This window comes from Polaromonas glacialis (genome assembly GCF_000709345.1).
GTDB classification, from domain to species: Bacteria; Pseudomonadota; Gammaproteobacteria; order Burkholderiales; family Burkholderiaceae_C; genus Polaromonas; species Polaromonas glacialis.
This window is the reverse complement of sequence record NZ_KL448323.1, coordinates 1,910,257-1,930,957: the sequence shown is the minus strand read 5'-3', so window position 1 is coordinate 1,930,957 and position 20,701 is coordinate 1,910,257. Positions and strand designations below refer to the sequence as shown.

Here is a 20,701-nt window from a genome sequence, read left to right as displayed (position 1 = left end):
GGTCAGGCGCCTTGTGCGCCGTGGTCCAACGCCGGGTGATTTCGCCCCTGTGTCAGGCCGTTCTGGCCGTGTTCAGCCAGCGGCTGGCCAGTTGCACCCAGTAGGCGGCGCCCAGCGGGATCAAGTTGTCGTTGAAGTCATAGCTGGGGTTGTGTAGCATGCAGGGGCCGCCGCCGTGGCCGATGTCGCGGTGATCGCCCTCGCCGTTGGCAATGAAACAGTAAGCGCCTGGCCTGGCCTGCAGCATGTAGGAAAAATCCTCCGCGCCCATGGTGGGCTCCTGCGGCAGGATCTTGTCAGCGCCGACGATGCCCGCCATGACCTGGCGCGCAAAATCCGCCTCGGCCGCCGAGTTGATGGTGGGCGGGTAGTTGCGTGAAAACTCGAATTCGCAGTTCGCCTCGAACGCCGCGCAGGTGTGCTCGGCAATCGCCCGCATGCGCCGCTCGATCAGGTCCAGCACCTCGATGCTGAAGGTGCGCACGGTGCCCTGGAGTTCGCAAAAGTCGGGCACCACGTTGGTCGCTTCGCCGGCGTTGATCATCGTCACCGAGATGACGCCGGCGTCCAACGGTTTTTTGTTGCGGCTGATGATGGTCTGGAACGCCAGCACCATCTGGCAGGCCACCGGCACCGGGTCGATGCCGGTGTGCGGCATGGCCGCATGGCCGCCCTTGCCGCGAATGACGATCCTGAATTCGTTGCTCGACGCCATGACCGGCCCGGCGCTGACGGCAAACGTGCCGACCTCGCCGCCCGGCCAGTTGTGCATGCCGAACACCGCTTCCATGGGGAATTTCCCGAACAGGCCGTCCCGGATCATTTCCCGCGCGCCGCCGCCGCCTTCCTCGGCGGGCTGGAAGATCAGGTACACCGTGCCGTCGAAGTCGCGGTGCCTGGAGAAATGCTGCGCGGCGGCCAGCAGCATGGCGGTATGGCCGTCATGGCCGCAGGCGTGCATCTTGCCGGCGTGCTGGCTGGTGTGGGCGAAGGTGTTGGATTCCTGCATCGGCAGCGCGTCCATGTCGGCGCGCAGGCCTATGCCGCGCCCGCAGGCGCCGCCGTCGCGGCCGTGGACAATGCCCACCACGCCGGTCGTGCCCATGCCCCGGTGGATCGGAATGCCCCAGCCGGTCAGTTTGCCGGCCACCATGTCGGCCGTTCGAAGTTCCTCGAAGCACAGTTCGGGATGGGCATGGATGTCGCGTCGCAGCGCGGCGATCTCTGGCAGGTCAAACGCAAGCGTGTCAGTGAGTTTCATGTCGGGAGCCTTCTTGTCAATCAGGGTGGATGCCGAATCAGTTCGCGCGTGCCATCGACACAAGCACGTCGCAACTGCCCTCGGCGAGGACGGACTGGGTCACGCTGCCGAGCAGCAATTCTTCAGCGGCCGACTGGCCATGCTTGCCGGCCACCACCAGGTCGCAATCATGCGCCTGCTCCTGCCCGACGATGCACTGCCAGGCTTCGCCCTCGACAACGCAGGCGTCCCATTGCGCCGGCTGAAGAACGGCCTGCGGCGCCACGCACCGGACCAGGGCGATAGCCTGCGCCGACCAGGGCGAGAAGTCCAGCGCCACCAGCGCGCGGCGGTAGGGTTCGCGCGGCATTTGCTTGACCACCAGCAGCGGCCGCGTCGAGCGCCGCAGCAGCCGCTCGGACGTGCTGCCCAGCATCAGCCGCCGCAGGAAGCCCGCGCCACGGGCGCCGAGCACCAGCAGCCCGGCATTGACGTCATCGGCCTTCTGGCTGATCACGTCGAGCACCGGTCCGGTCGCCAGGCAGCACTGCACCGCCACCTGCTGCGCCGCCGCAAGTGCGTCGGCGAGTTGCTGCAGTTGCTGGCCGGTTTCGGCGATGAGCCGCTGCTCCGCCTGATGGCCCGTGCCCAGCCAGTGCCGCAGCTCATCGAGCACGCGGCTGGAAAGCGCATGCATCAGCGTGAGCGGCAGGCCGGTTTCGCGGGCCAGCCTCGCCGCCCGGTCCGCCGCGTGGCGCGAGGGCGCAGAGAAGTCGGTGGCGACCAGAATCGGGCGTTTTGGGTTCATGCCTTGTCCTCCCTGGATGAACGGGTGTCCCCGGACCCGCTGCAATGGCTTGCGTGCAGCGCGTGCAGCAAGGCTCGGCGGGTTTCCCCGTGCGAAAGGCGAATTTGGCGAACGGTCCGGGCGTCAGGCTCATGGTGGCTTTGCTTTTATCACGCCGGTTCAGGCGCCGCCATACAAAAAGACCAGCGCTGCGTTGAAAAGGTAGATGGCCAGCCGCCCCGCGCTGTCCCAGTTCCAGCACCTGCAACTCGCGGCCCAGCGGCCCTGCGGCCGGCCGCATCACCAGGCCGACCACGACCAGCCCGCTCACCACCACGGCGGCAATGGCCGTGCCGCCATGCACCGCCGAAGCGTCGGCGAGCAGCGGCCACCCGTCAGGCCGGTCGCCTGGGCGATGCGGCCGGCGTTCTGGCAAAGCACGGTGCCGGCCACTCCGATCAGCGCCGCGCACAGCAGGAATTGCAGCGCCAGCAGCCCCAGCGTCATGCCGCCAGCCTGCGGCCGAGCCGCACGACGAGTTTGCGCAGTTCCTCGGCCCAGAGCACGCAGCTGGCCAGCGCGGCCAGCGGCAGCAGCGCGGCGGGCGCCAGCGGAACGGTGTAAAACAGCGCATTCATCGGCGGCGCATACAGCACCAGCGCCTGCAGCCCGATGCTCAGCGACAGGCCGCCGAGCAGCCAGGGGTTTTTCAGCAGGCCCAGCGCCAGCGCCGAACGCGTGGCCGACTGGCAGTTCAGCACATTGAACCACTGGCACATCGCCAGCAGGGTGAAGGTCTCGGTGCGTACCAGTTCGACCGGCGTGCCCTGGCCCAGCCTCCAGGCAAACCAGCCGAAAGTGACCAGCACGGCGACTGTTGACATTAGCAGAATCCGTCCGAGCATCGTCCGGTCCACCAGCGCGTCATCCTTGGGCACCGGCACGCGTTTCATTTCCTCTCCATCCGGCGGGTCCATCACCAGGTTCACTGTCAGCGTGCCCTCGGTGACGATGTTGATCCACAAAATCTGCACCGCCATCAACGGCAGCGGGAAGCCGCCCAGCAAGGCCAGCAGCAGCAACGCCACCTCGTCAATCGACGTGGCGAACAGGTAGAGGATGACCTTTTTCAGGTTGCCATAGACCACGCGCCCCTGCTCGACCGCGCCGACGATGGTCGAGAAGTTGTCGTCGGTGATGACGATCTTGGCCGCGCTCTTGGCCACCTCGGTGCCGGTGATGCCCATGGCAATGCCGACATCGGCCCGGGCCAGCGCCGGTGCGTCGTTGACGCCGTCGCCGGTCATGGCGACCACCTCGCCGCGCGCCTGCAGGGCCTCGACGATGCGCAGCTTTTGCGCCGGATGCACGCGCGCAAACACGGCGATGCTGCCGAGGTCGCTGCGCAGGTCGGCTTCGCCCATCCGCTCCAGTTCGGCGCCATCGACGGCCCGGTCGCCGTCCCGGGCAATGCCGAGTTCTCTGGCAATCGACAGCCCGGTGAGCTTGTGGTCGCCGGTCACCATCACCGGCCGGATGCCGGCCGCGCGGCATTCGGCGACGGCGACCTTGACTTCCTCGCGCGGCGGGTCGGTCTGGCCGACCAGGCCGAGCAGGCGGGCGCGTCCGGCCAGCACGCAAAAGCCCGTGCCGGCGTCCAGCGGGTCGTCATCCACCACGGCAAAGGCCAGCACGCGCAGCGCCTGTCCGGCCATGGCTTCGGCGGCCGTGCGCGCGGCCTGGACTACGGCGGCATCGCTGGTGGCGCACAGGCTGAGCACCGCTTCCGGCGCGCCCTTGATGAAGACGCGGCGCGGCGCATCGGCAAAGCGGTGGCGCGTGGCCATCATCTTGGTGTCGGCGTCAAAAGGCAGCTCGGCTTCGCGCGGTGCGTCGTGTTTCAGCTGTTCCAGGTCGATGCCGGCCTTGGCCGCCAGCACGATCAGCGCGCCTTCGGTCGGGTCGCCCAGCACCGTCCACTGGGTTCGGGTTTCTTCGGGCGGCAACAATTGGGCATCGTTGCACAGCGCCGCCGCCTTCAGCAGCGGCAAGGTGGCCGCGTCGTCGGCGCTGAGCCGGCCCTCGGGCGCGTAGCCGATGCCGCTGACCGCTACTTCCTTGCCGCCGGGCAGCCAGAGCCGGCTGACGGTCATCTCGTTGCGCGTCAGGGTTCCGGTCTTGTCGGTGCAGATCACCGTGGTCGAGCCCAGCGTCTCGACGGCCGACAGCCGGCGGATGATGGCGCCGCGCGCTGCCATGCGCTGCATGCCCACGGCCAGCGCGATGGTCATGGCCACCGGCAGGCCCTCGGGCACCATCGACACCATCTGGCTGATCGCCACCATCAGCACATCGACCAGCGGCAGCTCGCGGTACAGGCCCAGCGCGACGACCAGGACGAACAGCAGCAGCGCCGCCGCCACCAGCCAGCGGCCGAACTGCTCGATGCGCTGCTCCAGCGGCGTCTTGGGCTCGCTCGCGTTTTCGGTCATGCCGGCGATGCGGCCGACTTCCGTCTGGGCGCCAATCGCCACGACGACCGCGCGCGCGCGCCCGGCGGTGGCGTAGGTGCCGGAAAACACCATGTTGTGGCGGTCGGCCAGGCCCGTGGCTTCGGGAAGGGCCGGGGTCGTCTTGCCGACCGGCACCGATTCGCCGGTCAGCGCGGCTTCGGCCACCTGCAGCTGGGCGGCCTCGATCAGCCGCGCATCGGCGCCCACCGCATCGCCCGCCGCCAGCAGCAGCACGTCGCCGGCCACCAGCTCGCGCGCCTCGATCAAGGCTTCATGGCCGCCGCGCAGCACCCGCACATGCAGCGCCGAGAGTTGCCGCAGCGAAGCCATCGAGCGTTCGGCGCGGCCCTCCTGGAACACGCCGATCAAGGCGTTGGCCAGCACCACCAGCAAGATGACCACCGCGTCGCCGTAATGCGACAGCGCCATCGCCAGCACCGCTGCCGCAAACAGGATGTAGATCAGCGGGCTCTTGAACTGGCGCGCCACCATCGCCAGCGTGGAGCGGCGCGGCGGCTCGGGCAGCGTGTTGGCGCCGTCCTGGGCGCGGCGCCGGTCAGCTTCCGCAGCGCTCAGGCCCGCTGCCGGGTCGCAGGCCAGCCGGGCCAGCACCTGCTCGACCGGCAGGGCATGCCAGTACGGCGCCGACACGATCTCCGGTGGCGCCTTGCTGGCGGGTGCGGGGGGCGTTGAATTCATGGGCAGATCGCGATCAAATTTGCCAGCCTAGCGCACAACCGGGCCAAATCAGACGGCGGCGGGAACCTGGTCGCGCTCAATGCCAAATGCCTTGCGTTAAATCAAGTGATCCTTCATTGAGCCGGCGGATCGCCTGATTTGCGCTGGGGTTGCGGGTTTGGCCCGTCTTGGCGCTGATCGCAGTCGTGCTGCCCGGCAGCGCCTACGGTTCCTTCTGAACGCCGGGCCGGTTTTGCAGTTTGCGGCGCACCAGCTGTATGTTGTTGCGCAGCGCATACAGCTCGTTGGCATACGACAGCGGCACGCTGATCTTTTCGGCCCGGCGATCCAGGCTGTCCAGCGCGTCGAGCAGCCCGCCTTCGGCGTCCGCGCCGTCGATGCGGTTTTCAATGTCGCGCAGCTGGCCGTACCAGCGAAAGATGCGCGAGCGCACCCGGAACTCGTACAGCGGCGGCACGATGCGCGACAGCGGCAGCATGATGGCGATGATCAAGCCCATCACCAGCCACATGCGCTCGACCAGGTTGGCCACCCAGAACGGCAGGTAGCGCTGCAAAAACGGCTTGTCGTTCTTGATGCTGCGCTCGGCCTCGGCGGAAATCGGCACCTCGTTTTGCGCCAGCTTGGGGTATTCGCGGGCCTGCTTGAACCAGCCCGCGCTGCCGTGGATGTCGTTGCCCGCCAGCGCGAACAGCTGCAGCAGCGCCGGGTGCGTGCCGGTGCGCGTGAGCAGGGTGGTGGTGGGCGCCAACAGGCGAACGTCCTGCGGCGGAATGTCGGCCGCCAGATCGACCACGCCGCGCGGCAGCACCGCCGGGCTCAGAAAGGCAAAGCGCCGGGAATAGGCTTCGCTCTGCGCAAAATCCATCAGCTTGACGCCGGGCGTCTGCAGCAGCATTTGCACCATCAGCGACTCGGGCGCCGAGGCGAACACGATGGCGTCGAGCTCGCCGCCCAGAAAGGCCATGGTGGCCGGCGTCTGCTCCAGCTCGGACACGGCCAGCGCGCTGGCGTCGATGCGGTTGCTCTCCAGCAATTTGCCCATCAGGCTGGGCAGGCCGCTGCCCGCCGTGCCGACGTTGACGCGCAGCCCCTTGAGTTCGCTCAAGCCGGTCAGCGTGGCCTGCGGGTTGACCCGGCGCGCCGCGTCCTCGCGGTAGAACAGCCAGACCGGCTCCAGGAACAGGCTGCCCAGCGATTCGAGTTCCTCAAGTCCTTCTTCCTGCGGGTTGCCCGCTTCGCTGCTGCCGCCCTGCACAAAGCCCAGGTCGGCCTTGCCTTCGCGCAGCAACTGCAGGTTGGCCGCCGACCCCTCGGAGGGCAGCAGCACGACGTCGATGCCTTCCTTTTTCAGCGCCTCGGCATAGCGCTTGCCAAAGGCCTCGTACGCACTTTGCGCCGGGCCGGTGGCCAGCGTGACGCGCTTGGGCGGATTCGGGTCCAGCCAGCTGTAGGCCAGCACCAGCAGCGCCACCGCCAGCACCAGAAACGGGCCGGCAGAAACCGCTAGGTCGCGCAGCGACAGCAGGGTGAAACGCAGGGTCTTGGGCATGGGCCGAACCATAGCATGCGGCGCCGGCCCGAGGTTTTGGACTCAATTTGTGAGTCAAATAGGCCTTTTGCGCAATACCCACGGGCGGTGACAGCTATACTTAAAATAGCAATTCAGTGCTTCGGTCTGATGCGTTCAATGCCATGGGCAAGGCCGCGCCCGCCCTGGCCCGACGCTGATTGCCAGAGCGCAGGAACTTCACCGTCGCCAGCCACCCCAAAGAACATGAACCTCATCAAAACCCTGATCCTGGCCGTTTCGGCCGCCGTGCTGGCCTTTCCCGCAGCGGCCCAGTTCGCCAAGCCCGAGGACGCCATCAAGTACCGGCAATCGTCCTTCAGCGTGATGCAGACGCACTTTTTTCGCCTGGGCAACATGGTCAATGGCCGCGTGCCTTACGACGCCAGGGCGGCAGCAGAAAATGCCGACACCGTTCAGGCGCTGGCCCGGCTGCCCTGGCCGGCTTTTGCCGCCGGCACCGGCCAGGGCGAAACCCGCGCCCATCCGGCCATCTGGACGCAGCAGGCCAAGTTTGCCGACCTGTCGAACAAAATGGTGGCCGAAACCGTCAAGCTCAGCGCCGCCGCCAAAACCGGTGACCTGGACAAGCTCAAGGTCGCCTTCAGGGCCACTTCCAGCACCTGCCAGTCGTGCCACGACGTGTTCCGCACGCGCTGAGGGGGACCGCTGGCTGCATGTGCTGAAGCCGCCTGCTTCCGCCCGGTTTGGTCCAACAGGCTGCCCCGGCGCTGCAAGCCGGAAATGGCCGGATTCCGGAACGCCCTGGCGGATCAAGCTGTGCCCAGCCCGGTCCAGCCGCCTGCGCGCCAGCGGCGACAGTGCCACCCTAGCGTCACGCAGGCGACAAAAAGCGTGGCGGCATCAGCAGCTACCCGAATGCGCGGCGCCCGGACTCGGGTTAGCCTGTGCGGACCTTATTCAGCCTGGAGCACTGCCTTGACCCGTCCTTCCATCGCCGATCAATCCGTGTCCGGCTCGCCGCCGCGCCACGACCTGCACCATGCGTTCTGGCCCAAGCGCCTGCCGCTCAGCATCACGCCGCCGCAAACGTCCCTGTGGCACAACCTGGCGGTCAGCGCGCTGCGCTTTCCCGACAAGCCGGCGCTGGTGTTTTTTGACCAGGCGCTGAGCTACGCCGCCGTGCTGCAGCAGGCCGAGCGGCTGGCCGCCACGCTGCACCGGCTGGGTGTGCGAAAGGGCGACCGGGTGCTGCTCAACCTGCAAAACTGCCCGCAGTGGGTGGTGGCGCATTTCGCCATTTTGCGGGTCGATGCGGTGGTGGTGCCGGTCAATCCGATGAACCGCGCCGAGGAACTCAAGCACTACATCACCGACCCGGACGTGAAAGTCGCCATCACCGCCGCCGACCTGGCGCCCGAACTGGCCAAGGCCAGCGGCGAACTGCCGCCGGCCGCCCGGCTGGCGCACCTGATCGTGACGCACTACAGCGACGCCTTCGAGGGCACGGCACCGGCCGCCGCCGACGACGGCGCGATGCCGCAAGCCTGGCGCGATTGGCTGGGCACGCGGCACGAACTGCCCGCGCTGCAAGGCGGGTCGGTGCTGGCCTGGGCCGATGCGCTGGCCGCCAGCGACATGAGCCACCTGCCCGACCACACGGCCACGCCGCAGGACCTGGCCGTGCTGCCCTACACCAGCGGCACCACCGGCCTGCCCAAGGGCTGCATGCACACCCATGCCAGCCTGATGCACAACGCCGTCGCCAGCGGCCTGTGGGGCAACAGCACGTCCGAGAACGTCGTGCTGTCGGTGATTCCGATGTTCCACATCACCGGCATGGTGTCGGTGATGCATGCGTCGATTTATGGCGGCGCCACGCTGGTCATCATGCCGCGCTGGGACCGCGAGCTGGCCGGCCGGCTGATTTCAACCTGGCGCGTGACGCACTGGACCAACATCCCGACCATGGTGATCGACCTGCTGGCCAGCCCGAACTTTGCCAGCTTTGATTTGAGCAGCCTGGTGTACATCGGCGGCGGCGGCGCGGCCATGCCGCAGGCCGTGGCCCAGAGGCTGTGGGAGCAGTACGGCCTGCGCTTTGCCGAAGGCTACGGACTGACCGAAACCGCCGCGCCGTCGCACAGCAACCCGCCCGACGCCACCAAGCAGCAATGCCTGGGCATTCCCTTCATGAGCACCGATGCGCGCGTCATCGACCCGCTTACGCTGCAGGAAATGCCGCAGGGTGAGCAGGGCGAAATCATCATGAGCGGGCCGCAGAACTTCTCGGGCTACTGGAAGCAGCCCGGGGCCACGGCAGCCGCCTTCATCGAAATCGACGGCAAGCAATTCTTTCGCTCGGGCGACCTGGGGCATGTGGACGAGGAAGGCTACTTCTTTATCACCGACCGGCTCAAGCGCATGATCAACGCATCGGGCTTCAAGGTCTGGCCGGCCGAGGTGGAAGCGCTGATGTTCAGGCACCCGGCGATTCAGGAAGCCTGCATCATTTCCACCCGCGACGCCTACCGGGGCGAGTCGGTCAAGGCCGTCGTGGTGCTGCGTGAAAAATTCAGGGGCCAGGTCAGCGAGCAAGAGATCATCGACTGGTGCAAGGACCACATGGCCGCCTACAAGTATCCGCGTGTCGTCCAGTTCGTCGATGCGCTGCCCAAGAGCGGCTCGGGCAAGGTGATGTGGCGCGCGCTGCAGGAAGCCGAAGGCGGCCAGCCCTGAGAGGCCTGAAAAATTGGATGAAACAAGCCGTTTGCGCAATGTGGGTGTGCGCAAGCAGCTATAAAAAACGGAGTATTCATCGATCTGGCGGCACAAGCGCCGGGTAGCCCCAGGCTTCGCCGCAAAGCCCTTGCCTGGGTTATCCTGCCGCCTTCCGAATCAAAAAAGACGCCTGCCCGCGTTGCCTGCCCGCATGAAGCCTTCCGCCGCCAAGCCCCCTGTTCCAGCGCTTGAAAAGCCCCTCGAAGGCTGGCGCCTGCGCTGGTACACCATCATTTTCGAGGCCGACACCCGCGCCGGCCGCATCTTTGACCAGACCCTGATCGGTGTCATCCTGCTCAGCATCGGCGTGGTCATGGCCGACAGCGTGCAGTCCATCCATCAGGTTCACGGCCGGACATTGACGTGGCTGGAATGGATTTTCACCCTCCTGTTCACCGCCGAATACCTGGCGCGCCTGCTGTGCGTACGCAGGCCGATGCAATACGCCACCAGCTTTTATGGCGTGATCGACCTGATCGCCGTGCTGCCGACCTACCTGGCGCTGTTCGTTCCGGGCCTGCATGCGCTGATCGATGTGCGGGTGCTGCGGCTGCTGCGCGTGTTCCGGGTCTTCAAGCTGACAGCCTACGTGGCCGAATACCAGTCGCTGGCGCGCGCGCTGAGTTCGAGCCGGCGCAAGATCATGGTGTTTTTGTCGGCGGTGCTGATGCTGGTGCTGGTCATGGGCACGGTGATGTATGTGGTCGAAGGCCCGGTCAACGGCTTCACCAGCATTCCCACCTCGGTCTACTGGGCCATCAGCACCGTGACGACCGTCGGCTTTGGCGACATCACGCCCAAGACCGACCTGGGGCGGCTGATTTCGTCGTTCATGATGCTGCTCGGCTGGGGCACGCTGGCCGTGCCGACCGGCATCGTGACGGCCGAAATGGCGGCCCACCGGCGGCTCGACTGGATGCAGGTCACGACCCGCACCTGCCATGAATGCCTCACCGAAGGCCATGCGGCCGATGCCGACTTCTGCTTTCACTGCGGCGCACGGTTGCCGCATTACAAGGCCGAGGAACACGGGGCCAAGGGCGAGCCGCAGGCGCAACGGCCGCGCGAGTCGCGGTAGCGGGATTAGCCGCCAGCCGTCAGCCGGCGCGGCGTGATTTCCACCGACTCGCTGCCGGTGCTCATCCACACCGTGCCGTCCTGGATCGTGATCTGCAACTGCATGCCGCGCTGGGCCAGTTTGGCCAGCGCCTGGCTTTCGGCTGCTTCAATTTGCCAGACGATCAGGTTGGCGGCGCGGGTCAGCTTGCTTTCTATGCCTTTCCACCAGACCGGCGTGCTGCTGGAAAAGCTGATCACCGTCACCCGTTCGGCCCGGCCGGCGGCGCGCATCAGGCGCTTGTCGTCGGGCTGGCCGACGTCGATCCAGTGCAGCACCGCGTCGGTGTAGTCCTTGTGCCAGAGGGCGGGCTCGTCCACGTCCCACAGGTCCTTGGCGAATTCGAGGTTGCCGCGCTTGTCGTCGCCCTGCACGTTCAGCGCGAACGCAAGCAGGCGGATCATCATGCGTTCGTCGGTTTCGGACGGGTGGCGGGCAATGATGACGTTGTGGTCGCCATAAATGCCGCGGTCCATGTCGGCGATCTGCAGTTGGGCTTTGTGAATGGTGGCTTTGATGGCCATGGGAATCGTTCTCGGGTGGCAATGCCCGGAATGCCTGACAGGCATCCGGGGAGTTTTTGCGTTAAACCGCCTATTGGAACAGCCTTTTTGCCGCCCGGGCAACGATCACATCAGATCAGCTTGGAGTAGGCCGCAGTGGTCGGCTGGGTCTGGTAGCTGTCGAACACCATGCCGCTGGCGCGCACAAACATCCGGCCTTTCGGGGTGACGCGGATGGCGTCCGGGTCAATGGTGATCAGGCCGGCTTCCTCGTAAGGCTTCAGAAGCGCCAGCTCGTGCGCGAAATACGTGCTGAAGTCGATGTCGTGGGCACGGTTGACCGCCTCGAACTCCACCGGCGCGCTGCACATCAGCGTCATGATGATCTCGCGCCTGAGCACGTCGTCGGCGCTCAGCGCAAAGCCCTTTTCCAGCGGCAGCCGGCCCTGGTCGAGCCGCTCGTAGTAGGCATTGACGGTGCGCACCGACTGGCTGTACGAATTGCCGACCTTGCTGATGGCCGACACGCCAAAGCCGATCAGGTCGCATTCGGCCCGCGTGGTGTAGCCCTGGAAATTGCGGTGCAGGGTTTTGTCCAGCCTGGCCTTGTTCAGCTCGTCGTCGGGCTTGGAGAAATGGTCGAGCCCGATGTACACATAACCGGCATCGAGCAAACGCTGCATCGACATCATGAAAATCTGCAGCCGCTCCTCGGCCGATGGCAGGTCGCTGTCGTTGATCAGGCGCTGGGCCTTGAAGCGCTGGGGCAGGTGCGCGTAGTTGTACAGCGCGATACGGTCGGGCGCGATGCGGATCAGGCTGTCGAGCGTGTGGCCGAAGCTGGTCAAGGTCTGCTTGGGCAGGCCGTAGATCAGGTCGGCATTGATCGACTCGAAGCCGGCCTTGCGGCTTTCCTCGACGGCTTTTTCCACCATTTCCAGCGGCTGGATGCGGTTCACGGCCTGCTGCACCGCCGCATCGAAATCCTGCACGCCAAAGCTGTTGCGGTTGAAACCCAGCCCGGCGAGCATGGCCAGCGTGCCTTCGCCGACGGTGCGCGGGTCGATTTCAACGCCGAGTTCGGCATCTGGCGAAAAGTCGAAATGCCGGCGCAGCATCGCCATCAGCTGGCCGAGCTCGTCGGCGCTGAAAAAAGTCGGCGTGCCCCCGCCCAGGTGCAATTGCACCGCCTTGCGGTCGGGGCCGATCCGCGCGGCGACCAGCGCCATTTCCTTGTCGAGGTAGCGCAGGTATTCGGCGACCCGGCCGTGCTCCCTGGTGATGATCTTGTTGCAGGCGCAAAAGTAGCACAGAGATTCGCAAAACGGCAGGTGTACGTAGATCGACAGCGGCGGGTTGCCGGGCTTGCCGGCGCGCTGCGCCAGGTGGTCCAGATAGGATTGCTCGGTAAAGCCGGTATTGAAACGGTCGGCGGTCGGGTAGGAGGTATAGCGGGGGCCGAGCTTGTCGAACCTGCGGATCAGTTCCTCGGACAGTTCAATATCGGGCAGGGGAGAAGTCATGGAAAGTCCAGGCAAAAAGGGTGGGATGATTTTGTCGCAAATTAAAACCCCTTTTGCAGTCGGCGCTGTCTGCGTCAAGGTAGGGACGCTGTCAGGGGTTTTGTCAGGGCGACGATATTTTTATAAGCAGGTAATGATTGTTTGCAAATTTCACCTTATCCTACGCCGCGCCGGCTCCCTAGCTGTTACAACCAAACCATGCGGCTGGCAAAGCCTATACGGGCGGCAGGCGAAATTAATGCAGCCAGCTAGGCGACATCAATACAACATCAGGAAGGAAAAACATGAAGGCTATCTGGAATGACGCTGTCATTGCCCAAAGCGACAACACCGTGGTGCTTGAAGGCAACCACTATTTCCCCGAAGGCTCGCTCAACCGCGACCACGTGACGTTCAGCAACCACCACACCATGTGTTCTTGGAAAGGCCAGGCCAGCTATTACTCGCTGCTGGTCAACGGCGAAATGAACACCGACGCCGCCTGGTATTACCCCGATCCCAAGCCCGAAGCCGACAATATCAGGGGGCATGTCGCTTTCTGGAAAGGCGTCCGGATTGAGCCCTGAAGTCAAGGAATTGGGCCTATGTTCAAGCACATTCTTGTTCCCGTTGACGGCTCGCCCGTCGCCCGCCAGGCGGTCGACAAGGCGCGCGCCATTGCGTGCGCATTCAGGAGTTCGGTGACGCTTATCTATGTCATCGACCCCTATGCCTTCACCAACAGGGACGCTGATTTTTCCTACGGCCAGTCCGAATACCTGCGTGCCGCCACGGTGGAGGCGAATGAAGCCATCGGCGCGGCCAGGCAGGTTTTTGAAGCCCAGGGAATGTTTGTCAAGGGCTCGGTCGTGGAAGGCCATTCGGTGTACCAGGCCATCCTGGAGGCTGCCGAAACGCTCGATGCCGACCTGGTCGTGATGGGTTCGCACGGCCGCCGGAGCCTGGATAAATTGGTGCTTGGCAGCGTCACGGCCCAGGTGTTGTCGCATGCCCACCTGCCCGTGCTGGTGGTGCGCGATGAAGGCGCCTGAATTTTTGTTCCTAAAGGAGTTGTCATGGAATTGTTGAATCACGATCTGGCGCATGAGTTTCCCCAGTACCTTGAAAAAATGAAGCAGCTCAAGGCCTCGGACGCGCATTTTTCAAGCCTTTGCGAACATTACGATACCGACAATCACACGATCACCCAATACGAGCAGGGCAAGACGGCCATGGCCGAAGACGCGCTGGAAGTGCTGAAGAAAAAACGGCTCGAACGCAAGGACGAGATCTACCAGATCCTGAAAGCCGGCTGACAAGTCCATGGCCACTGTTTACGCATCAAAAAATTGCTTTTCGCATGCTGTATATGCATTTAATGCTATATAAAAAATAGCAAAATAGTTCTGGAAACCTCGCGTTCGTTTTTCCCGCAGGCGGTCTGACTTTTTCATCAAACTGAAACAACGCATCGCTATGCTGGCGTGTTAAATCAACCAGCAGTGCCCGGAGCGCGCCATGAATTCAATTGACGAAGAGGTGATGCGGCGAATCCGCAATGACCTGATCGACAGCTACGACGAAGAGCTGGAGATGGAGCTTGAGGACCAGACGGTCGCCCAGCTCACAGGGGAAGAACCCATCAACTCAAGCTCGCAGGACAAGGAGCGCCGCCGCCAGTATTTCCGCGAATTGTTTCGCCTGCAGGGCGAACTCGTCAAGCTGCAGGACTGGGTGATTGCCACCGGCCACAAGGTGGTGATTCTGTTCGAAGGGCGCGATGCCGCCGGCAAGGGCGGCGTCATCAAGCGCATCACCCAGCGCCTGAACCCGCGTGTTTGCCGCGTGGCGGCGCTGCCTGCGCCCAGCGACCGCGAGCGCAGCCAGTGGTACTTCCAGCGCTACGTGGCGCATTTGCCCGCCGCCGGTGAAATGGTGCTGTTCGACCGCAGCTGGTACAACCGCGCCGGCGTCGAGCGGGTGATGGGCTTTTGCAGCGACGCGCAGTACGAGGAGTTTTTCCGCACCGTGCCGGAGTTTGAAAAGATGCTGGTGCGCTCGGGCGTGCAGATCATCAAGTACTGGTTCTCGATTTCCGACGACGAGCAGAACCTGCGCTTTCTGGGCCGCATCCACGATCCGCTCAAGCAGTGGAAACTCAGCCCGATGGACCTGGAGTCGCGCCGCCGCTGGGAGGAATACACCCGCGCCAAGGAAGTCATGCTGGAGCGCACCCACATTCCTGAAGCACCATGGTGGGTGGTGCAGGCCGATGACAAGAAAAAGGCCCGGCTGAACTGCATCCACCATCTTTTGCAGCAAATGCCCTACCAGGAAACCGAGCATCCGCCCGTGGTGCTGCCTGAGCGAATCCGCCATGACGACTATGTGCGCCAGCCGGTGTCGCAGGACATCGTCGTGCCCGAGGTGTATTGAGCGGGTTTCAGTCCCGGACGTCGGCGACCGGCTGCGAGCCAAAGTCGGACCGCACCAAGCAGGCGAGCACGCGGCGGGCAGCTTCGTCGGGCGAGGTCAGCTGGCCGCCGGTCTTTAGGCGCGCAAAGCTGTCCCGGTCAGGGAAGGCCGCCGGGTCCGCGCTGCGCAACTGAACCTGCATTTCGGTGTCGATCACGCCGGGCGCCAGCGAACAGATTTTTGCGCCATGGGTCTTGAGCGCTTCTTCCAGCGCCACGCAGCGGCTGAAATGGTCCATGCCGGCCTTGGCCGCGCAGTAGGCGGCTTGCGACGCCATCGGCCGGCGGCCCAGGCCCGACGAGATGTTGAGCACCCTGCGGTCGGCCTTCCAGCCGTCGGTGGCGCGCAGGAAGGCCGACGTCAGCAGCATGGGCGCCTCCAGCCCGACTCGCAATGCACGCGCCAGATCGGCCGGGTCGGCCTGGCTCAGCGGACCGATGCAGGCAATGACTCCGGCGTTGTTGATCAGCGTGGCGCTGCGCCAGTCCGTGCCGCCCTGTTCGCGCAGCCAGGCTTCAAGCCGTGGACCGAGTGCGCTGCTGTCGGCCAGGTCGTGGCAGCACTGGAGCAGCGCGGCGCCAGCCGACTGCGCGTGTTGCGCCAGCGCGGGTTGTTCGGTGCGCGAGATGCACAGCAGCGTGTGGCCAGGTGCGAGCAGCTGGCGCGCCATCGACAGGCCCATGCCGCGCGATGCGCCGGTCAGGATGAAAAGGTGTGGAGTCGTCATGCAGCGCATGGTAGCGCCAGGCGTTGCGGCATGCAGGCGCGAACGCGCAACGGTTAAAAATCGGGCGGGCTTTCAAACGACAGCGGGGCGCCGGTTGCCGGATGCAGCAGGCGCAGGGCGCAGGCATGCAGCAGCAGGCGCGGCGAACTGGCCTGCACCGCGCCGGGCGCATACAGCGCATCGCCCAAGATCGGATGGCCCAGCGCCTGCAAATGCACGCGCAACTGGTGCGAGCGGCCGGTGACCGGCTCCAGCTCGACGCGCGTGCTGTCGGCGGCGTCATCAAAGGCCAGGCTGCGCCAGCGCGTCTGGCTGGGCTTGCCGGCGGCGTCGATGATGCGCAGCGGGCGGCGCGGCCAGTCCACCGCAATCGGCAGGTCGATCAGGCCCCAGCCGTCGGCGCTCGATGCGGACGCCAGCCGGCCATCGACCACGGCCAGATAGCGCTTGTGGACTTCGCGGCGCTCGAACAGCTGGCTCAGGGCGCGCTGCATGGCGGCGCCGCGCGCCATCAGCATCAGGCCCGAAGTCGCCATGTCCAGCCGGTGAACGACCAGCGCGTCAGGGCAGAGGGATTGCGCCCGGCGGCTCAGGCAGTCCTGCTTGTCCTCGCCGCGCCCGGGCACGGACAGCAGGCCCGAGGGCTTGTTCAGCACCAGCAGGCTGTCGTCGGCATAAAGGATTTGCAAAGGCGTGTCCGCCGCAGGCATGTCGGTGTCCATGCCTTCCTTGACAGGGTTCAAGCTTTGGGCGGGGGGAAGTTGTGAACGGTCGGGCTGGTGCGCCGGGCCTCGCGCAGCATGAAAAGGTAGAGGCTTTCGACCTTTTCGCGTGCCCAGGGCGTCTTGCGCAGGAATTTGAGGCTGGACGCCACGCTGGGTTCGCTGGTGAAGCAGCGGATGTTGATGCGCCGGCCCAGGTCTTCCCAGCCGTAGTGGGCGGCCAGCGCGGTGACGATGGCCTCCAGCTTGACGCCGTGCAGCGGGTTGCCCGGCTGGCCGCCCGCCGGGGCAGGCGCTGGCGCAAGGGCGGTGGTAGGTCCGTCGGGCAGCACCATGAGGGAGCTTATTTGTTCTTCAGCTTGCCGCGCACCGGCACCTGCGTCACCACGGTCGGGCGAACCGCGTCGGGCGACACCAGCTTGGGCGGCGAGCTGTCTTTCTTGGGTTTTTTGACCATCTTGTCGTTGTTCTGCTGACCTTTTGCCATGTCGTTACTCCAGTAAGTTAATGCTTGAATTATCAGTGCAACTTTATCCGTGGGCGGTGCGTCCGGTCAATCATTTCGGACAGGGTGATGCGTGCGGCTTTGGAGGAGTCCGCCGAGCCCGGCTGACGGTGGATGGGTATGGATTTTTAAGTCGAAAAGGCCTTTTTCGCAAGCACAGTGGGCGTAATTAGCTATTGAATATATAGCAAAAAGTGGCCGTGAATGCTGGCTTGCATGGGTTTGAAGGCGGGCCGGCTGGTAAGCTCCGGCCCCATGCTGACCAATAGCTTTGCCGAACTCACCCGCCAGCGCGCTTTCATGCGCATGTGGTTTTCCCGACTGTTCGGCACCACCGGCAACCAGATGCTGATGGTCGCCGTCGGCTGGCAGATGTACGAGCTGACCGGCAGCGCCTGGGACCTGGGGCTGGTCGGCCTGTACCAGTTCGCGCCTGCGCTGCTCTTGACACTGGTGGCCGGGCATGTGGCCGACCGGCTGAACCGGGCGCATATCGTGGCGGCTTGTTTGCTGGCGCAGGGCGGCGTGGCGCTGCTGCTGGTGGCTGCGACGCAGGGCTGGGGTGCCCCGGCGGGCTGGGCATCGCGTGAATTGCTGCTCGGCGTGTCGGTCATGCTGGGCGTGGCCCGGGCCTTCCAGATGCCGGCGCAGCAGGCGCTGACGCCGATGCTGGTGCCTGCCGTGATGCTGCCGCGCGCCATGGCCTTCAGCTCGGCCGGCATGCAGGCGGCGGTGATCAGCGGCCCGGCGCTGGGTGGCGTGATTTTTGTCGCTGGCGCCACGGCGGTGTACGCGACCTGCGCGTTTTTATTCGCCACCGGCTGCGCGCTGGTCGCGGTGGTGCGCTACGACCATGTGCCGCCGCCGCGCGAGCCGGTGTCGGTGCGCACGCTGCTGGCCGGAGCCGAATTTGTCTGGCGGCGCAAGGCGCTGCTGGGCGCGGTGTCGCTGGACCTGTTCGCGGTGCTGCTGGGCGGCGCCACGGCCTTGCTGCCGATGTTTGCCAAGGACATCCTGCATGTCGGCCCCTGGGGCCTGGGCCTGCTGCGCGGGGCACCGGCGGCGGGCGCTTTGCTGCTGTCGGTGGCGCTGACGCGCTGGCCGCTGGAGCGGCACGTCGGCCGCACCATGCTGATGGCGGTGGCGGTCTACGGCGTGTGCATGCTGGTGTTCGGCCTGTCCACCCACTTTGTGCTGTCGATGGTGGCGCTGGCGGTGTCGGGCGGCGCCGACATGGTCAGCGTGGTGGTGCGCCAGACGCTGGTGCAGATCGAGACGCCCAACGAGATGCGCGGCCGGGTCAGCGCGGTCAATTCGGTGTTCATTGGCGCGTCGAACCAGCTCGGCGAATTCGAATCCGGCGCCACGGCGGCGCTGCTCGGGCCGGTCGGATCGGTGGTCGCGGGCGGCATCGGGACGCTGCTGGTGGCCGCGCTCTGGCTCAAGGGCTTTCCGGCGCTTGCCAACCGCGACCGCATGACCGATCCGCCGACGCCGGGGTAAAAATCCTGGCGGTGCGCGTTCAATGCGCCTGGTTGGCCCGGACGCGGTTGACTTCCAGCGGCGTGACGGCGCCGGCCTGGTTGCCCCACGAGGTGCGGATATAACTGATGAGGCTGGCCACTTCGCTGTCGTCGAGCACCAGCACGAAGGGCGGCATGCCAAAGGGACGCGGGTTGCCCTGTGTTGCTGGGGCAAAGCCGCCGTTGAGCACCATCTGCACCAGGTTGTTGGTGGCCGCCATCGTCACCGCGCGGTTGCCGGCCAGCGGCGGATAGGCATTGGCAATGCCTTCGCCCTGCGCGCCATGGCACTGCGCGCAATGCTGCTCGTACAGCTTGGCAGTTTTGTCGGTGTTCAGGGACAGCCTGGTGGGGCCGGGCGGAACTGTTTTTTCGGGCGGCGGGCTCGCGGCGGGAAGCGCCTGGAGGTAATTCGCCATGGCGCCCAGGTCCTGCGCCGTCAGGTGCTGGGTGCTGCGCAGCACCACCTCGGCCATCGGTCCGCTGACCGAGGCACCCGGCGCCACGCCGGTCTGGAGCAGTTGCACGATGCGCCCCTTGTCCCAGTCGCCCACGCCGGCCTCGTGCGGCGAGGTCAGCGAAGGTGCGTACCAGTTCTGCATCGGGATCAGCCCGCCGGCCAGCGCCAGGCTCTGGCGGCTTCCGCCCAGCGCATCGCGCGGCGAGTGGCAGGCGCTGCAGTGGCCCAGGCCATTGGCCAGGTAGGCGCCCCGGTTCCATTCGGCATCGCGGCTGGCGTCAGGCTGGTACACGCCCGGCTTGAAGTACAGCGCGCGCCAGACGGCGAGCGCGGCCTGTGAGCTGAAGGGAAAGCTGAGCGCGTGCGGCCGGTTCGTCTGGTTCACCGCCGGCTGGCTGCGCAGGTAGGCAAAAATCGCATCCGAATCTTCCCGCGTGACCTGGGTGTAGCTGGTGTAGGGAAAGGCCGGATACAGCAGCCGGCCGCTTTTGGAGCGGCCGTTGTGCAGGGCGCGCCAGAAATGCGCCGGCGACCAGCTGCCGATGCCGGTGTTGGCATCGGGCGTGAGGTTGGAGGTGAACACCGTGCCGAAGGGCGTCGGGATGCCCAGCCCGCCCGCATAGCTGGCGCCGCCGCGCGCCGTGTGGCAGGCCATGCAGTTGCCGGCGCGCGCCAGGTAGGCGCCGCGCGCGATCAGGCTGTCGGTGGGCGCAAAAGCCGCCGTGGCCCTGACATCGGCCTCGCCCTGCACATTGAGCGCCCAGATGGCAGCTGCGGCGCCAAGCACCAGCACGGCGATTCCCAGTGCAAATCGGGACCTTGTCTTCATTTTTGCGCTTTCGTTTCAAGCGTTCCGGCGGCCGGCAGCGCTGCGCTGCCGCAGCGCAGGGGGTCGCTGCCGGGCGCAACGGCGGGCGGCGAGGTGGCCGGATGGGTATCGGCCGGCAGCGGCTGGGCGGCGACCCAGCTGGCCACCGCGTTGATGTCTTCCAGGCTCAGGCGTGCCACGACCTCCTGCATGCAGTCGGGCGCATGGGCGCGGCGCTGGCCGGCCTTCCAGGCGCCCAGCTGCGCATTAAGGTAGTCGCGCGGCAGCCCGAGCAGCCCCGGCACCGCAGGCGCCACGCCGGTCATGGCCTGGCCGTGGCACTGGATGCAGGCCGGCAGCTTGCGGCCGCTGTCGCCGTGCATCACCAACTGCTCGCCCCGGCGCAGCACCGCAGCGGGCGCCTGTGCCGGCAGCGGCGCCGGGTAGGGCACGTCCAGGCTGGCGAAATACCGCGCCATCTCCAGCAGGTAAGCATCGCTCAGCGGATCAATCAGCCGGGTCATCAGGCCGTAATGGCGCCGCCCTTCGCGGAAATTGAGCAACTGGTTGTACAGGTAGCCGGCCGGCTTGCCGGCCAGTCGCGGGTAGTAGCCGTCGGGCGCGGCGCGGCCTTGCGGACCGTGGCAGGCGGTGCAGGCCAGCGTGCGCTGGGCCATGGTGTCTTCAAACGGCGCGGCGGCAGCAGCCGCATTGACGCTGGCGGTTAGCAAGCCGCAGCCCATCAGGACGGGCGCGGCGAGTCGGCGCGCCAGGGTGTGCAGTCGGGTCATCTTCATGGGGGGAATCA

The 20,701-nt window shown here is 65.8% G+C and carries 22 protein-coding genes; 9 read left to right on the top strand and 13 right to left on the bottom strand.

From position 1 onward, the window contains the following. Positions 1-52: 52 nt before the first annotated feature. From EC86_RS0109595 to EC86_RS0109575, 5 genes are all read right to left on the bottom strand, one after another. Entirely contained in the window at positions 53-1,261 is a 1,209-nt protein-coding gene (locus EC86_RS0109595) for a M20 aminoacylase family protein (RefSeq protein ID WP_029525429.1), read from the bottom strand. Positions 1,262-1,298: 37 nt separating this feature from the next. Then, the gene (locus tag EC86_RS0109590; protein WP_029525428.1) at positions 1,299-2,048 is read right to left on the bottom strand and encodes a universal stress protein; all 750 of its coding nucleotides are present in this window, start codon (positions 2,046-2,048) and stop codon (positions 1,299-1,301) included. Between the two features lie 306 nt (positions 2,049-2,354). Beyond that, entirely contained in the window at positions 2,355-2,534 is a 180-nt protein-coding gene (locus tag EC86_RS0109585; protein WP_029525427.1) for a hypothetical protein, read from the bottom strand. Next, complete coding sequence (locus tag EC86_RS0109580; protein ID WP_029525426.1) at positions 2,531-5,239, bottom strand: cation-translocating P-type ATPase; 2,709 nt, start codon at positions 5,237-5,239, stop codon at positions 2,531-2,533. Before EC86_RS0109580 ends, EC86_RS0109585 begins: the two co-directional genes overlap by 4 nt. A 202-nt stretch (positions 5,240-5,441) precedes the next feature. Further along, positions 5,442-6,791: a TAXI family TRAP transporter solute-binding subunit gene (locus EC86_RS0109575; RefSeq protein WP_029525425.1), complete on the bottom strand. Its 1,350-nt coding sequence runs from the start codon at positions 6,789-6,791 to the stop codon at positions 5,442-5,444. Positions 6,792-7,016: 225 nt separating this feature from the next. Between EC86_RS0109575 and EC86_RS0109570 the strand changes: the two genes are divergently transcribed. The 3 genes from EC86_RS0109570 (at position 7,017) to EC86_RS0109560 (ending at position 10,629) form a co-directional block, all read left to right on the top strand. Further along, entirely contained in the window at positions 7,017-7,469 is a 453-nt protein-coding gene (locus EC86_RS0109570) for a c-type cytochrome (protein WP_029525424.1), read from the top strand. A 279-nt stretch (positions 7,470-7,748) separates the two neighbouring features. Further along, positions 7,749-9,509 (top strand): long-chain fatty acid--CoA ligase, encoded by a 1,761-nt coding sequence (locus EC86_RS0109565; RefSeq protein WP_232229847.1) that lies wholly within the window; start codon positions 7,749-7,751, stop codon positions 9,507-9,509. Positions 9,510-9,702: 193 nt separating this feature from the next. Continuing rightward, positions 9,703-10,629: an ion transporter gene (locus EC86_RS0109560; RefSeq protein WP_029525422.1), complete on the top strand. Its 927-nt coding sequence runs from the start codon at positions 9,703-9,705 to the stop codon at positions 10,627-10,629. A gap of 5 nt (positions 10,630-10,634) precedes the next feature. Here EC86_RS0109560 and EC86_RS0109555 read toward each other — a convergent pair whose 3' ends face one another. Together EC86_RS0109555 and hemN are read right to left on the bottom strand one after the other, a co-directional pair. Next, positions 10,635-11,192 (bottom strand): YaeQ family protein, encoded by a 558-nt coding sequence (locus tag EC86_RS0109555; protein ID WP_029525421.1) that lies wholly within the window; start codon positions 11,190-11,192, stop codon positions 10,635-10,637. 110 nt (positions 11,193-11,302) lie between these two features. Then, positions 11,303-12,694: an oxygen-independent coproporphyrinogen III oxidase gene (hemN, locus tag EC86_RS0109550; protein WP_029525420.1), complete on the bottom strand. Its 1,392-nt coding sequence runs from the start codon at positions 12,692-12,694 to the stop codon at positions 11,303-11,305. Here hemN and EC86_RS28750 point away from each other — a divergent pair. The 5 genes from EC86_RS28750 (at position 12,693) to ppk2 (ending at position 15,109) form a co-directional block, all read left to right on the top strand. Next, positions 12,693-12,998 (top strand): hypothetical protein, encoded by a 306-nt coding sequence (locus EC86_RS28750; protein WP_156955282.1) that lies wholly within the window; start codon positions 12,693-12,695, stop codon positions 12,996-12,998. The two genes, hemN and EC86_RS28750, sit on opposite strands and share 2 nt — an antisense overlap. Continuing rightward, complete coding sequence (locus EC86_RS0109545) at positions 12,979-13,260, top strand: DUF427 domain-containing protein (protein ID WP_029525419.1); 282 nt, start codon at positions 12,979-12,981, stop codon at positions 13,258-13,260. The genes EC86_RS28750 and EC86_RS0109545 overlap by 20 nt, the downstream gene beginning before the upstream one ends. Positions 13,261-13,278: 18 nt before the next feature. Further along, a complete protein-coding gene (locus tag EC86_RS0109540; RefSeq protein WP_029525418.1) occupies positions 13,279-13,725 on the top strand; it encodes a universal stress protein in 447 nt (148 codons plus the stop codon). Positions 13,726-13,749: 24 nt separating this feature from the next. After that, a complete protein-coding gene (locus EC86_RS0109535) occupies positions 13,750-13,989 on the top strand; it encodes an HP1242/YdcH family protein (protein ID WP_029525417.1) in 240 nt (79 codons plus the stop codon). A gap of 202 nt (positions 13,990-14,191) precedes the next feature. Then, entirely contained in the window at positions 14,192-15,109 is a 918-nt protein-coding gene (gene ppk2, locus EC86_RS0109530; RefSeq protein ID WP_029525416.1) for a polyphosphate kinase 2, read from the top strand. 7 nt (positions 15,110-15,116) lie between these two features. On the opposite strand, the gene EC86_RS0109525 is transcribed toward ppk2, so the two are convergent. Genes EC86_RS0109525 through EC86_RS29460 form a run of 4 tightly spaced genes read right to left on the bottom strand, consistent with a single transcriptional unit; the run spans position 15,117 to position 17,084 of the window. Beyond that, the gene (locus EC86_RS0109525) at positions 15,117-15,875 is read right to left on the bottom strand and encodes an SDR family NAD(P)-dependent oxidoreductase (protein WP_029525415.1); all 759 of its coding nucleotides are present in this window, start codon (positions 15,873-15,875) and stop codon (positions 15,117-15,119) included. Positions 15,876-15,928: 53 nt separating this feature from the next. Then, a complete protein-coding gene (locus EC86_RS0109520) occupies positions 15,929-16,585 on the bottom strand; it encodes an RluA family pseudouridine synthase (protein ID WP_029525414.1) in 657 nt (218 codons plus the stop codon). A 29-nt stretch (positions 16,586-16,614) separates the two neighbouring features. After that, the gene (locus tag EC86_RS0109515; RefSeq protein WP_029525413.1) at positions 16,615-16,932 is read right to left on the bottom strand and encodes a VF530 family protein; all 318 of its coding nucleotides are present in this window, start codon (positions 16,930-16,932) and stop codon (positions 16,615-16,617) included. An 8-nt stretch (positions 16,933-16,940) separates the two neighbouring features. Next, the gene (locus EC86_RS29460) at positions 16,941-17,084 is read right to left on the bottom strand and encodes a hypothetical protein (RefSeq protein WP_196869574.1); all 144 of its coding nucleotides are present in this window, start codon (positions 17,082-17,084) and stop codon (positions 16,941-16,943) included. A gap of 273 nt (positions 17,085-17,357) precedes the next feature. Here EC86_RS29460 and EC86_RS0109505 point away from each other — a divergent pair, with 273 nt between their 5' ends. After that, positions 17,358-18,605 (top strand): MFS transporter, encoded by a 1,248-nt coding sequence (locus EC86_RS0109505; RefSeq protein WP_084181533.1) that lies wholly within the window; start codon positions 17,358-17,360, stop codon positions 18,603-18,605. Between the two features lie 19 nt (positions 18,606-18,624). Here the strand turns inward: EC86_RS0109505 and EC86_RS0109500 are convergent, their stop codons facing one another. Both EC86_RS0109500 and EC86_RS0109495 read right to left on the bottom strand, forming a co-directional pair. Beyond that, the gene (locus EC86_RS0109500) at positions 18,625-19,914 is read right to left on the bottom strand and encodes a c-type cytochrome (RefSeq protein WP_029525411.1); all 1,290 of its coding nucleotides are present in this window, start codon (positions 19,912-19,914) and stop codon (positions 18,625-18,627) included. Then, a complete protein-coding gene (locus EC86_RS0109495; protein WP_408633917.1) occupies positions 19,911-20,684 on the bottom strand; it encodes a c-type cytochrome in 774 nt (257 codons plus the stop codon). Before EC86_RS0109495 ends, EC86_RS0109500 begins: the two co-directional genes overlap by 4 nt. Between the last annotated feature and the right edge of the window lie 17 nt (positions 20,685-20,701).

Bases quoted from the DNA above. Each gene is read 5' to 3' on its own strand.
- EC86_RS0109595 (WP_029525429.1), bottom strand. From the start codon at position 1,261: ATGAAACTCACTGACACGCTTGCGTTTGACCTGCCAGAGATCGCCGCG.
- EC86_RS0109590 (WP_029525428.1), bottom strand. From the start codon at position 2,048: ATGAACCCAAAACGCCCGATTCTGGTCGCCACCGACTTCTCTGCGCCC.
- EC86_RS0109585 (WP_029525427.1), bottom strand. From the start codon at position 2,534: ATGACGCTGGGGCTGCTGGCGCTGCAATTCCTGCTGTGCGCGGCGCTG.
- EC86_RS0109580 (WP_029525426.1), bottom strand. From the start codon at position 5,239: ATGAATTCAACGCCCCCCGCACCCGCCAGCAAGGCGCCACCGGAGATC.
- EC86_RS0109575 (WP_029525425.1), bottom strand. From the start codon at position 6,791: ATGCCCAAGACCCTGCGTTTCACCCTGCTGTCGCTGCGCGACCTAGCG.
- EC86_RS0109570 (WP_029525424.1), top strand. From the start codon at position 7,017: ATGAACCTCATCAAAACCCTGATCCTGGCCGTTTCGGCCGCCGTGCTG.
- EC86_RS0109560 (WP_029525422.1), top strand. From the start codon at position 9,703: ATGAAGCCTTCCGCCGCCAAGCCCCCTGTTCCAGCGCTTGAAAAGCCC.
- EC86_RS0109555 (WP_029525421.1), bottom strand. From the start codon at position 11,192: ATGGCCATCAAAGCCACCATTCACAAAGCCCAACTGCAGATCGCCGAC.
- EC86_RS28750 (WP_156955282.1), top strand. From the start codon at position 12,693: ATGGAAAGTCCAGGCAAAAAGGGTGGGATGATTTTGTCGCAAATTAAA.
- hemN (WP_029525420.1), bottom strand. From the start codon at position 12,694: ATGACTTCTCCCCTGCCCGATATTGAACTGTCCGAGGAACTGATCCGC.
- EC86_RS0109545 (WP_029525419.1), top strand. From the start codon at position 12,979: ATGAAGGCTATCTGGAATGACGCTGTCATTGCCCAAAGCGACAACACC.
- EC86_RS0109540 (WP_029525418.1), top strand. From the start codon at position 13,279: ATGTTCAAGCACATTCTTGTTCCCGTTGACGGCTCGCCCGTCGCCCGC.
- EC86_RS0109535 (WP_029525417.1), top strand. From the start codon at position 13,750: ATGGAATTGTTGAATCACGATCTGGCGCATGAGTTTCCCCAGTACCTT.
- ppk2 (WP_029525416.1), top strand. From the start codon at position 14,192: ATGAATTCAATTGACGAAGAGGTGATGCGGCGAATCCGCAATGACCTG.
- EC86_RS0109525 (WP_029525415.1), bottom strand. From the start codon at position 15,875: ATGACGACTCCACACCTTTTCATCCTGACCGGCGCATCGCGCGGCATG.
- EC86_RS0109520 (WP_029525414.1), bottom strand. From the start codon at position 16,585: ATGCCTGCGGCGGACACGCCTTTGCAAATCCTTTATGCCGACGACAGC.
- EC86_RS0109515 (WP_029525413.1), bottom strand. From the start codon at position 16,932: ATGGTGCTGCCCGACGGACCTACCACCGCCCTTGCGCCAGCGCCTGCC.
- EC86_RS29460 (WP_196869574.1), bottom strand. From the start codon at position 17,084: ATGGCAAAAGGTCAGCAGAACAACGACAAGATGGTCAAAAAACCCAAG.
- EC86_RS0109505 (WP_084181533.1), top strand. From the start codon at position 17,358: ATGCTGACCAATAGCTTTGCCGAACTCACCCGCCAGCGCGCTTTCATG.
- EC86_RS0109500 (WP_029525411.1), bottom strand. From the start codon at position 19,914: ATGAAGACAAGGTCCCGATTTGCACTGGGAATCGCCGTGCTGGTGCTT.
- EC86_RS0109495 (WP_408633917.1), bottom strand. From the start codon at position 20,684: ATGACCCGACTGCACACCCTGGCGCGCCGACTCGCCGCGCCCGTCCTG.